This window comes from Kitasatospora griseola (assembly GCF_014648555.1).
In the GTDB taxonomy this organism is placed as follows: domain Bacteria; phylum Actinomycetota; class Actinomycetes; order Streptomycetales; family Streptomycetaceae; genus Kitasatospora; species Kitasatospora griseola.
Genome location: NZ_BMRI01000016.1, coordinates 74,228 through 85,601, shown reverse-complemented (window position 1 = coordinate 85,601; position 11,374 = coordinate 74,228). Strand labels below are relative to the sequence as shown.

The following is an 11,374-nucleotide window of genomic DNA, read 5'->3' as shown; positions in this document are numbered from 1 at the left end:
AACAGCCGACTTTTCCGGCAGCTGAAATCGCCGGCGGGAGACGGTGCGATGCGTGATCGGACGGCTGCTCGGGGTGAGCGTCGCCGCAGGTGGACCGGGCCGCGAAAAACCCGGTGCGGGTCGAACGGGCGTTCCGCTAGCGTCCTCGCCGTGGCCAAGTTGAACCAGATCATCGCCGTGGAAAAAGGCGTCAAGTCGAAGTCGTTCCAGGAGCTGACGCAGGCTCACCAGGATCTGCAGAAGCCCGCCCTGCTGGCTGGCATCTCCCGGACGTACCAGCCGAAGGACGAGGAGGGCGAGCAGTTGCCGCCCGAGTCGACGCGGGTGCAGGTCAAGGCGGAGGACGTGCTGCGCACCACCGCCGCCACGCTCACCCGGCTGTTCGACGTCACCGCGACGAAGGACTGGGCCAACACCGAGGCCCGGGCCGACGTGGTGGTGGACGGGCGGACGCTGGTGGCCGACGCGCCCGTCACGTACCTGCTGTTCCTGGAGAAGCAGTTGACCGACCTGCGGACGTTCGTCCGCAAGCTGCCGGTGCTGGACGCCGCCGAGTCCTGGTCGCACGACCCGTCCTCGGACGCGTGGAAGACCGAGGCGGTGCGCACCATCCGCACCAAGAAGGTGCCGCGCAACCACGTGAAGGCGGAGGCGACGGAGAAGCACCCGGCGCAGGTCGAGGTCTACTACGAGGACGTCGCGATCGGGTACTGGACGACCGTGAAGTTCTCCGGCGCGCTGCCCGCGCGCCGGGTGAACGAGCTGCTGGAGCGGGTGGAGAAGCTCCAGCAGGCGGTGCAGTTCGCCCGTGAGGAGGCGAACGCCGCGGAGGTCACCGACCGCCGGGTCGGCGACGCCGTGTTCGGCTACCTGTTCGGGTAGCCCCAAGAGCCCCCCGGGTGAGACCGGGGGTGGCGCGAGAAGCGCAAGCTGACACTGAAGTTGAAGCTGACTTCGGGGTACAGGTGGAGGTTCGAGTCCTCCCCCCGGCACCACACGCGCCGGGGTGGCCCAACCAGGCAGAGGCAAACCCCGTCAATCTCAGACTCTCGCTCAAGTCTCAGCATTCGCCGCCGAGCGCCGGATCGACCGGTCGAGGGCCGGTAACGTCGGATGCGGGTTCGACTCCCGCCTGCGCCTCTTCCTGGCGCGGTAGCTTCAATGGCAAAGCACGACGTTGTGAGAGTGACCCTCGGCCTTAAACGTGCCGGCGCAGAGCAATTGGGTGGCACCTCAGGAGCCCGGGAGCTGGATACCGCTCCCGGGCCCCGTCACGTTCGGCGGCCGGCTCTCCCGAGTGGCGTTTCCGAGAAGTGTTCACATCCTGAGTTTCAAATGTCTTCAAGTGATCAGCGATTCGATGCTTGTCGATCGAAGGCCGTCCAGCTTCGAACGATTCCGGTCAACACTCGGCCGAAGTGCGATCCGGTTCCTACAGTCGTGCCGACCGACCAGGCCGCGACAGCAGCAGGAGGACAGGCGATGGCGAATCTCGAAACCTCGCTCAAGGAAGCCATGACCATCGAAGGAGCCATCGGCGTGGCGCTGGTGGACTACGGCAGCGGAATGGCGCTGGGGACTCTCGGCGACGGCGGGGAGATCGACCTGAATGTCGCCGCGGCCGCCAACACCGACCTGGTGCGTGCCAAGATGCGGGCGATGGAGCTGCTCAACCTCCACGACGACGGGATCGAGGACATCCTGGTCACCCTGACCGGGCAGTACCACCTGATCCGCCCGCTGACCACGGCCGGCGGGCGCGGGCTGTTCCTCTACCTCGCGCTCAACCGCAGCCGGTCCAACCTGGCGATGGCCCGGCACCAGTTGAAGCGGATCGAGGCGTCCCTGGAGGTCTGAGCGCGGGGCGGCGGCCCACGGGCCGCCGGAGACAAGGGGAGGAAGCATGCCCGTACCGCTGTACCAGGCCAAGGCCGAATTCTTCCGGATGCTCGGCCATCCGGTCCGGATCCGAGTGCTCGAACTGCTCCAGGCGGGGCCGACGCCCGTCCGTGAGCTGCTGCCCGAACTCGACGTCGAACCGTCCAGCCTCTCCCAGCAGTTGGCCATCCTGCGCCGCTCCGGCCTGGTCACCGCCACCCGCGAGGGTTCCACGGTGGTCTACGCGCTCGCCGGCGCCGACGTCGCCGAACTGCTGCGCACCGCCCGCCGGATACTCACCGAGCTGCTCGCCGATCAGGGCATGCTGCTGGAGGAGCTCCGCGCCTCCCCCTGACACGCCGACGGGCCACCCGCCCCCGCACCGGGTGGCCCGCTCATGACGTCTCGCTGCGCGAGCTCCCGCGGCAGGCAGACCGCGTGGACGGTGAACTCCAATTCGAATGCCTATGCTGTGTGACATTTCACAGGTCATACTTCTAGCCGAACCCACCCCTGCCCCGCAACGATCGGCTGGTGACCCACACCGACCCCTTTCTCGCGCTGAGCGCCGCCACCGGCCGCTTCAGCTACGGCTCGCCCCGCGCCGTCACCCTCGCCGCCGACGCCCGCCGCGCCCTGTTCCTGCGCTCCACCGGCCCGACCGACCCGGTCGAGCGCCTGTGGATCTTCGACCTGACGACCGGTCAGGAGCACCTGGTGGCCGACCCGTCGGCGCTGGCGCCCGGACGCACCGGCGCGGTCGCGGACCTGCCGCCGGTGGAGCGCCGGCTGCGCGAGCGGATCCGGGTGTGGGCGCCCGGCATCGGCTCGTTCGCGGCCACGGCCGATCTCGCCACGGCGGTCTTCGCCCTCGACGGCCGGCTGTTCCGGTGCGACACCGCGACCGGCTCCTGCACCGAACTCCCGGTCGCCGGGCCCGCGTTCGACCCGCGCCCGAGCGCGGACGGCGCGCTGGTCGCGTACGTCGCCGACGACGCGCTGCACCTGACCTCGGGCGGCCGGCTCAGCCCGGCGGACGGTGCCCGCTGGGGCGTGGCGGAGTTCGCGGCGGCGGAGGAGCTGGGCCGCTCCCGGGGCCACTGGTGGTCGCCCGACGGCTCCGCGGTGCTGGCCGCCCGGGTGGACGAATCGGCCGTGCCGCTCCGGCACTTCGCCGACCCGGCGCACCCGGAGCGGGAGCCGGAGTCGTTCGCGTACCCGCAGGCGGGCGGCCCGAACGCGGACCTCCAGCTGTGGGTGCTGCGGCTGTCCGGCGACCGCACCCGACTGCGCTGGGACGACGCCGAGTTCCCGTACCTGCTGGCGGCCGACTGGGAGGGCGACGGGGAGATCCTGCTGACCGTCGCGGACCGCCTGCAGCAGCGGGTGCTGCTGCTGAGCGCCGACCCGGCCACCGGCGTCACGCGCGAACTCTCCCGCACCGAGGACGAGTTCTGGGTGGACCCGCTGCCGGGCACGCCGCTGCGGCTGTCCGACGGGCGGGTGCTGACCTCGGCGGACACCCCGGCGGCGCGCGGGCTGGCGCTGGACGGCAAGGCGCTGACGGACGAGCGCCTCCAGGTGCGCCGGGTGGTCGGGCCGTGGCACGGCGGCCTGTTGGTCGAGGCGGGCGACGGCGACCCGGCCGACCAGCAGGTGTTCCTGCTGGACCCGGACGGCGGCGCGCCGGAGCGGCTCACCGAGGGCCCGGGCGTGCACACCGTGGCCGCACACGGCGAGGGCGTGCTGCTGCTCGTCTCGGCGTCCCTCGACGGCGTCCGCCGCGAGCTGGTCGGGCCCGGCGGCGCCCGCACCGCGTTCCCCGACCTGTCGGCCGAACTCCCTTACCGGCCCGAGCCGTTGCTGCGACGGGTCACCGAGCACGGGCTGCCCTCGGCGGTGCTGTACCCGCGCGGGCACGTGGCCGGGAACCGGCTTCCGGTGCTGCTGGATGTGTACGGCGGGCCGGGCTTCCAGGCGGTGGCGAACGAGCCGCGCCGCTGGCAGCTGAAGCAGTGGTGGGCCGACCAGGGCTTCGCGGTGGTGACCGTGGACAACCGCGGAACGCCTTTCGTGTCACCGGAGTTCACCCGGGCGATCTTCCGCCGCTTCTCGCAGGTGGCGATCGACGACCAGGTGGCGGCGCTGCAGGCGCTGGGCGCGGAGCACCCGGATCTGGACCTGACCCGGGTGGGCGTGCGCGGCTGGTCGTACGGCGGGTACTTCGCGGCGCTGGCGGTGCTGCGCCGCCCGGACGTGTTCCACGTGGCGAGCGCGGGTGCGCCCCCGACCGACTTCCGGCTGTACGACACGGCGTACACCGAGCGGTACTTGGGGCTGCCGCAGGACAACCCGCAGGGGTACGAGGCGGACTGCCTGCTGGCCGACGCGCCGGCACTGCGCCGTCCGCTGCTGCTGATCCACGGGTTGGCGGACGACAACGTGCACCCGTCGCACTCGCTGCTGCTGTCGCAGGCGCTGAACCGGGCGGGGCGTCCGCACGCGGTGCTGCCGCTGCCGGGGGTGAGCCACATGCTGCCGGACGGCGAGCTGGAGCGGGTGGCGGCGGTGGAGCTCGCCTTCCTCCGCGAGAAGTTGGGCCTGGGGCGGGAGTTGGGCGCAACCCCTTCCGCCTGATGCGTGACATGTGAAATATTACCGACCATTCCTTTCCTCCCCCTTTCCCATTGAGGAGCGGGTCACTTGCGCAGACTCCCCACAGCCCTGCTGGCTGCCCTGACCACCGGCGCGATAGCCCTGACCGCCGCCCCCGCCCAGGCCCAACCGTCCACCGCCGCCCCGCAGTCGGCGACCGACGGCCGGGAGGCGCCGCCCTCGCCGGTGCCGCCGCAGGAGCGGGCCCGGCAGGCGCTCAAGGCGCAGGCCATGGCACAGGTCAACCAGGGCCGGGTCGCCAAGAGCGACAAGGGCACCACCCCGGCCAAGGTGAAGATCGGCAACGACTACGTCCAGCTCGCCCACCAGCGCACCGACAAGGTGTTCGTGATCCTCGCCCAGTTCGGCGACCAGGTCGACAACACCACGCTGTACGACGGCAAGCCGCGCTACGGCGGCACCCCCGGCCCGCAGCACAACCGGATTCCGCAGCCGGGCGCGAACGACACCCACACCTACTGGCAGAACGACTTCAGCCGCGACTCCTACCGGAAGATGTTCTTCGACGACGCGCCGGGCGCGAACTCGATGCGCAACTTCTACCGCACCCAGTCCTCGGGCCGGTACGACATCGAGGGCACCGTCACCGACTGGGTCACCCTGCCGTGGAACGAGGCCCGCTACGGCTCCAACAAGGGCCCGCAGGGCGGCGGCGGCTGGACCCAGGCGCAGGAGTTCGTCCGGGACGCCACCAAGGCCTGGTACGACGGCGAGATCGCCAAGGGCCGCACGGCCGCGGACGTCAAGGCGGAGCTGGCGCAGTACGACGTCCAGGACCGCTACGACTACGACAAGGACGGCAACTTCGACGAGCCGGACGGCTACCTCGACAACGTGATCGTGGTGCACGCCGGCGTCGACGAGACCTGGGGCGGCGGCGCGCAGGGCGGCGACGCCCTGTGGGCGCACCGCAGCTGGACCTTCCCCGACCCGACCGGGCAGACCGGCCCGGCGGGCAACCGGATCGGCGGCGCGCCGGTCGGCGACACCGGCCTGTACGTGTACGACTACGTGCAGGCGGGCGAGAACAGCGGAGTCGGCCTGTTCTCCCACGAGTTCGGGCACAACCTGGGCCTGCCGGACCTTTACTCGACCAACGGCGGCGACAACTCCGTCAGCTTCTGGTCGCTGATGTCCTCGGGCTCGTACCTGGGCAAGGGGCGCAACACCACCGGCGCGTACCCGGGCGACCTGGACGCCTGGAGCAAGCTGCAGATGGGCTGGCTGAACTACGACGAGGCGCAGGCCGCCACCCGTTCCAGCCACACCCTGGGCGTGTCCGGCTACAACACCGACCAGGCGCAGGCCGTCCTGGTGCACCTGCCGCCGGCTTCGACCACGACCTCGCTGGCCGACCCGTTCGAGGGCGGCGCGCAGTGGTGGAGCGACACCGGCGACAACATGGACGCCTCGCTGTCGCGCACCGTGGACCTGACCGGGAAGACCTCCTCGGCCGCCCTCGACGCCGCGGCCTGGTGGGACACCGAGCAGGACTACGACTTCTTCACGGTGGAGGCGTCCGCGGACGGCGGCCGCACCTGGACGCCGCTGCACGGCACCGTCGACGGGCTGCCGATCGGCGACACCACGGCGAACACGCCCGGCCTGAGCGGCAGTTCGGGCGGCTGGCGACAGCTGCACCTCCCGCTGGACGGGTACCTCGGCAAGCAGGTGCAGGTGCGCTTCCACGTCACCTCCGACACCAACACGCACGGCCGGGGCGTGCTGGTGGACGCGGTGAAGCTGACCGCGGACGGCGCGGTGCTGCTGGCCGACGGCGCGGAGGGCGGCCCGGGCGACTGGGCGGCCGTCGGGTTCTCGGTCATCCACGGCAAGGACGCCGTCAAGCAGCACCCGCGGGCCTACCTGGTGGAGAACCGCCGCTACGCCGGGTACGGCGCGTTCCTGAAGACCGGGCCGTACAACTTCGGCTACTCGGGTGTGCCGGGCAAGGCCGACGTGATCGACAACTACCCGTACCAGGAGGGGGTGTTGGTCTGGCTGTGGGACACCTCCTACGAGAACAACAACACCGTCGACCACCTGGGCGGCGGGCTGATCCTGCCGGTGGACGCGCACCCGAAGGCGCTGCGGTTCGCGGACGGCTCGCTCACCAACGGGCGTTCGCAGTCCTACGACGCGACGTTCTCGCTGAAGAGGACCGACGCGTTCACGCTGCACAAGGCGGGCGTGGCGACCAAGGTTCCCTCGGAGCCGGCGGTGCCCGCCTTCGACGACCACAGCGGGGTGTACACCGACCCGGCGATCCCGCAGCTCGGGGTGAAGGTGCCCGACACCAACACCCGGATCGAGGTGGTCCGCGAGACCCAGGGCGGCAAGCTGACCACCGTCCGGGTGGGCCCGGCGTCCTGAGCTCCGCGGTGATCTGAAGTACCGGTCGGCCGACAGCCGCTCCTCTTGTAAAGGCTTCTTTAGAAAGATAGCTTTAGATACATGAGCGAACAGCCGTCGGCCGTCCGGCTGACCGATCCGCGCGCCCTGCGCGCCTACGCCCATCCGACCCGGATGACCCTGGTGGGCCTGCTCCGCGTGCACGGGCCGCTGACCGCGACCCGGGCCGCGGAGCTGCTCGGCACCGAGTCCGTCGCCAGTTGCTCCTTCCACCTGCGCCAACTCGCCAAGTACGGGCTGGTGGAGGAGGCCGGCGGCGGGCGCGGGCGGGAGAAGCCCTGGCAGGCCACCGCCGACCTCACCAGCTGGGACTCCTCCCCCGCCGACCCCGAGCAGGCGGCCGCCGTCGACACCCTGCAACGCGCGGTGCTGGACGGCTACTTCGCCCGCGCCACCGGCTGGCTGACGCACCGCGCCGAGGAGGCGCCCGAGTGGCGCGAGGCGGCCGGCTTCGGCGACACCGTGGTGCGGGTCACTCCCGAGGAGCTCACCGAACTCCTCACCCGCATCGAGGAGTTGACCCGCCCCTACGTGGAGCGCACGGCCGACCGGCCGGAGGGCGCGCGCGCCGTCCAGCTGATGCAGCTGGCCGTGCCGACGGACGTGCGGCCGTGATCGGCCGGCTCCGGATACCCGAACTGCTGCGCGAGGCGGCCTTCCGCCGCTACTGGACCGGGCAGACTGTCTCCTCGCTGGGCGACCAGGTCACCCTGCTGGTGATCCCGCTGATCGCGGTCTCCGCGTTGCACGCCGACGCCGCGCAGATGGGCTACCTGGCCGCCGCCGGCTACCTGCCGTACCTGCTGCTGTCGCTGCACGCGGGCAGCTGGGCCGACCGCTCCCGGCAGCGGCGCCGGGTGATGATCGTCACCGACCTGGGCCGCGCGGCGGCGCTGCTGACCGTCCCGATCGCCTGGGCCGCAGGCGTGTTGACGCTCTTTCAGCTGTACGCCGTGGTGCTGGCCGTCGGCTCGCTGTCGGTGTTCTTCAACGTCTGCAACGCGCCGCTGTTCGTCGCCCTGGTCCCCGCCGAGCAGTACCTGAGCGGCAACGCGCTGATCAACGGCAGCCGCGCGGCCAGCTACGTGGTGGGCCCGGGCCTCGGCGGCCTGCTGGTCCAACTGCTGTCCGCGCCGGTGGCGTTGGTGGCGGACGCGCTGTCCTTCGTGGCGTCCGCGCTGTTCCTGCGCCGGATCAGCCCCGAGGAGCCGCCGCCCGCCGAGGCCGGGCGCGGCTCGACCGGCGAGGGCCTGCGCTGGATCCGCCGCTCCCCCGTGATGCGCGCGGCGCTGCTCGGCACCGCCACCGTCAACCTGTTCACCTTCGTCCTCAGCGCCCTGTTCGTGCTCTACGCGACCCGTGAACTCGGCTTCAGCGCGGGCCTGTTGGGCGCGGTGCTGGGCGCCGCGGCGGTCGGCACGCTGCTCGGCGCGGCGCTCACCGGACGGGTGGCGGCCCGGATCGGCATCGGCCCGGCCTTCCTGTTCGGCCTGGTGGCGTTCGCCGCGCCGCTGCTGCTGATCCCGCTGGCCGGCGGGTCGCGCGCGACGGCCGCGGCCCTGCTGTTCGCCGCGGAGTTCCTGTCCGGCATCGGCGTGATGGTCCTCGACATCTCCGCGGGCACCATTTTCGCCGCCTTCATCCCGGACGCCCTGCGCTCCCGCGTCTCCGGCGCCTACCAGGCAGTCAACTACGGTGTGCGGCCGCTCGGTTCGCTGCTGGGCGGGCTGCTCGGCTCCACCCTGGGCCTGCGCCCCGCGCTCTGGATCGCCGCGATCGGAGCGATCGCTTCCGGACTGTGGGTGGTCTTCTCGCCGATCCCACGGCTGCGCGAACTGCCCGGCCAGGACGGGGCGGTGGACCCGGAGGACCCGGCTGACCAGGAGGAACGACTCGAACATTCGACCTGACGTCGGGGCGGGATTCCGGGGCACGATAGCGCATTCGGGCATATGCCCGACGGATATGGCCGAAAGTCTCGCCCCGCGGGGGCCCCGCCGGTAGCGTTGCGTTCCGGTCAGACTACCGCAGGTGAAAGCGGTGGCAGCGACGCACCGTGTCCGGCACGGTGGGGAGGGAACGCCGTACGTGCCCGGGATCGAAGAGTGCCTTGCGGAAGCCATGGGGATCACCGGCGCCTTGGGGGTCAGCCTGGTCGACTGGACCAACGGGCTGGCCATCGGCACCGCCGGACTGGGCCCCGACGGCGACCACGAGGTCGGGGCGGCCGACGCCACCGAACTCGCCCGGGCCGTCACCCAGACCCCGTCGTTCGCCGACCCGGACTCCGGCGCCCCGCCCGCCGAGGACGTCATCGTCACCTCGGCCGGCAACTACCACCTGATCCGGTTCGTCCCCGCCGCCTTCGACGCGAACGTCTTCCTCTACCTCCGGCTGGACCGCGACCACGCCAACCTGGCGATGGCCCGGCTCCGCCTCGCCACCATCGCCGACCGACTGGTGCTCACCTGATGTGGTCCGCCGACACCCTCACGCCCGCCTCCAGCACCGGCCCCTACCGCGTCCCGCCGATGCCGACCGTGCCGCCGCTCCTGGTCGCCTCCTCTCAACTCGCCGCCCCGGCCCCGCAGTCGAGCCCCCGCCCGCGGCGCACCCAGGCCGCCCCGCTCCCCCGCCGCCGACGCTCCGCCTGCGCGCCCGCCACCACGTTCGAGGCGGCGCTCACCGACCTCGCCACCGAGGGCGCCACCGGCGTCCTGCACGGCCCGGACGGCGCGGTGCACCTGGCGGCCGGCCTGGTGGTGCACGCCGAGTCCCCGCGCGGGGCGAGCGTCGGCCACCTGCTCACCGCCGCCGGCCGGGTCACCGTCCGCGCCTGGGAGGAGAGCATGGCGCTGACCGGCGGACACCCCGCCGACCACCTGCTCGCCGCCGGGATGGTCGGCCGCGGCGAACTCGAACTCGCCCGCCTGGCCGCCACCTTGGACGGCGCCCACGACGCGCTCGCCCAGCACGGCGGCGAGCTGCGCTTCGACTCCGCCGCCCGCCCCGGCTTCCGGCTCGCCCGCCCGCTGTCCGTCCTGGAGCTGCGCGGCGCGGTCGGCCGACGCCGCGCCCTGCTGGACGCCTGCTGGCCGTCCGCCGAACTCGACTCCGCCCCGCCGGTCGCCACCGGCGCCGTCCCGGTCCGCCGCACCGCCGTGCCGCGCCACCGCCGGCAGGCGCTGCTGGCCGCCGCCGACGGCACCCGCACCGTGCCCGAACTGGCCCGGCTGCTGGGCCGCACCACCTTCGGCGCCCTGCTGGACGTCCGGCAGCTGGCCGCCGCCGGGCTGCTCTCGGCCGGCCGGCCCGCCGTCCTCCCCGACCCGCCACCGGCCGCCGCGCCCGGGCCGACGCCGCCGGACGTGCTGCTGCCGCCCGGCCCGCGCTCCTACGACTCCTCGGACCCGGAGGTGGGCCTGCTGCTCCGACTACGTGCCGCCCTGGAGGCCCTGTGACCGCCCTGTCCGCCCGCACCTGCCCGCCGTCCGAGTCATGAAGCGCACGTTCCGTCAACTGACCGCGAGGAGGACGCCCGTGCTGCCCGAAGCCGAGGTGCAGGCCGAACTGCGGGGCCTGCGCTCCCGCGTCCCGCATCTGACGGGTTCGCTGGTCGCCACCGTCGACGGCCTGGTGGTGGCCCACGACACCAGCGCCCTGGAGGCGGAGAGCGTGGCCGCGCTGACCGCCGCCGCGCTCGGCGTGGGCGCGCGGCTCACGGAGGCCACCGGGCAGGGCGCCTTCCTGGAGCTGATCACCCGTGGCGAGCGCGGCTACACGGCGACGTACGCCGCCGGCGCGTACACGGTGCTCACGCTGCTGGCCGGCGCGCAGGCCAACGTCGGCCGCCTGCACCTGGAGGCCCGCCGCGCCGGCGCGCGGATAGCCGCCCTGGCCGACGCGGACCTCGACCGCAGCCCCCTCTGACCCTCCCGCTCTCCCCCCTTCGACACTCGTCCCGTCTCCGCACCACCCCGGGCGTCGATCTGACGTGCCGTCAATTCGCTTACTGGAAGAGGTACTTGCACCATGTCTACGCTGGAAACCGCGCTCAAGGAGATCATGGGGTCGGTCGAGGGCGCCATCGGCGTCGCCCTGGTCGACTACAACAGCGGTATGGCCCTGGGCCTGATCGGCGGCGGCCCCGACCTGGACCTGAACGTCGCCGCCGCCGGCAACACCGACGTGGTCCGGGCCAAGCTCCGCGCGATGGAGCTGCTCAACCTGAACGAGGCGATCGAGGACATCCTGATCACCCTCTCCTCCCAGTACCACCTGATCCGCCCGCTCACCTCCCGCTCCGGCAAGGGCCTGTTCCTCTACCTGGCACTGGACCGCAACCGGGCGAACCTGGCGATGGCCCGCCACCAACTGAAGAAGGTCGAGACCGACCTGGAGGTCTGAG

At 72.3% G+C, this 11,374-nt stretch carries 11 protein-coding genes; all 11 read left to right on the top strand.

Annotated elements, in window-relative coordinates:
- The first annotated feature begins 150 nt into the window (after positions 1-150).
- The 11 genes from IEZ12_RS21285 to IEZ12_RS21235 all read left to right on the top strand — a co-directional run bounded on the left by IEZ12_RS21285 (position 151) and on the right by IEZ12_RS21235 (position 11,373).
- Positions 151-882 carry a DUF7873 family protein gene (locus IEZ12_RS21285; RefSeq protein ID WP_043911601.1) on the top strand — a complete coding sequence of 244 codons (732 nt, stop codon included), beginning with the start codon at positions 151-153 and terminating at the stop codon, positions 880-882.
- Between the two features lie 600 nt (positions 883-1,482).
- Positions 1,483-1,857 (top strand): hypothetical protein, encoded by a 375-nt coding sequence (locus IEZ12_RS21280; RefSeq protein ID WP_043911600.1) that lies wholly within the window; start codon positions 1,483-1,485, stop codon positions 1,855-1,857.
- A 46-nt stretch (positions 1,858-1,903) separates the two neighbouring features.
- Positions 1,904-2,233 (top strand): ArsR/SmtB family transcription factor, encoded by a 330-nt coding sequence (locus IEZ12_RS21275; RefSeq protein ID WP_043911599.1) that lies wholly within the window; start codon positions 1,904-1,906, stop codon positions 2,231-2,233.
- A gap of 179 nt (positions 2,234-2,412) precedes the next feature.
- Entirely contained in the window at positions 2,413-4,515 is a 2,103-nt protein-coding gene (locus IEZ12_RS21270; RefSeq protein ID WP_189273651.1) for a S9 family peptidase, read from the top strand.
- A gap of 66 nt (positions 4,516-4,581) precedes the next feature.
- On the top strand, positions 4,582-6,927 hold the full coding sequence (locus IEZ12_RS21265; RefSeq protein WP_229847742.1) for an immune inhibitor A domain-containing protein: 2,346 nt from the start codon (positions 4,582-4,584) through the stop codon (positions 6,925-6,927).
- A gap of 81 nt (positions 6,928-7,008) precedes the next feature.
- Positions 7,009-7,581, top strand: coding sequence for a winged helix-turn-helix domain-containing protein (locus tag IEZ12_RS21260; RefSeq protein WP_189273649.1), 573 nt, complete (start codon positions 7,009-7,011; stop codon positions 7,579-7,581).
- On the top strand, positions 7,578-8,876 hold the full coding sequence (locus IEZ12_RS21255; RefSeq protein ID WP_189273647.1) for an MFS transporter: 1,299 nt from the start codon (positions 7,578-7,580) through the stop codon (positions 8,874-8,876). Before IEZ12_RS21260 ends, IEZ12_RS21255 begins: the two co-directional genes overlap by 4 nt.
- 178 nt (positions 8,877-9,054) lie before the next feature.
- Positions 9,055-9,438 (top strand): hypothetical protein, encoded by a 384-nt coding sequence (locus IEZ12_RS21250; RefSeq protein WP_189273644.1) that lies wholly within the window; start codon positions 9,055-9,057, stop codon positions 9,436-9,438.
- Positions 9,438-10,427: a transcriptional regulator gene (locus IEZ12_RS21245; RefSeq protein ID WP_189273642.1), complete on the top strand. Its 990-nt coding sequence runs from the start codon at positions 9,438-9,440 to the stop codon at positions 10,425-10,427. The genes IEZ12_RS21250 and IEZ12_RS21245 overlap by 1 nt, the downstream gene beginning before the upstream one ends.
- Positions 10,428-10,464: 37 nt before the next feature.
- Positions 10,465-10,896, top strand: a complete 432-nt coding sequence (locus IEZ12_RS21240; RefSeq protein WP_063856568.1) for a roadblock/LC7 domain-containing protein — start codon at positions 10,465-10,467, stop codon at positions 10,894-10,896.
- A 102-nt stretch (positions 10,897-10,998) separates the two neighbouring features.
- A complete protein-coding gene (locus IEZ12_RS21235; RefSeq protein ID WP_100584654.1) occupies positions 10,999-11,373 on the top strand; it encodes a hypothetical protein in 375 nt (124 codons plus the stop codon).
- Position 11,374 lies beyond the last annotated feature (1 nt).

Bases quoted from the DNA above. Each gene is read 5' to 3' on its own strand.
- IEZ12_RS21280 (WP_043911600.1), top strand. From the start codon at position 1,483: ATGGCGAATCTCGAAACCTCGCTCAAGGAAGCCATGACCATCGAAGGA.
- IEZ12_RS21275 (WP_043911599.1), top strand. From the start codon at position 1,904: ATGCCCGTACCGCTGTACCAGGCCAAGGCCGAATTCTTCCGGATGCTC.
- IEZ12_RS21260 (WP_189273649.1), top strand. From the start codon at position 7,009: ATGAGCGAACAGCCGTCGGCCGTCCGGCTGACCGATCCGCGCGCCCTG.
- IEZ12_RS21245 (WP_189273642.1), top strand. From the start codon at position 9,438: ATGTGGTCCGCCGACACCCTCACGCCCGCCTCCAGCACCGGCCCCTAC.
- IEZ12_RS21240 (WP_063856568.1), top strand. From the start codon at position 10,465: ATGAAGCGCACGTTCCGTCAACTGACCGCGAGGAGGACGCCCGTGCTG.
- IEZ12_RS21235 (WP_100584654.1), top strand. From the start codon at position 10,999: ATGTCTACGCTGGAAACCGCGCTCAAGGAGATCATGGGGTCGGTCGAG.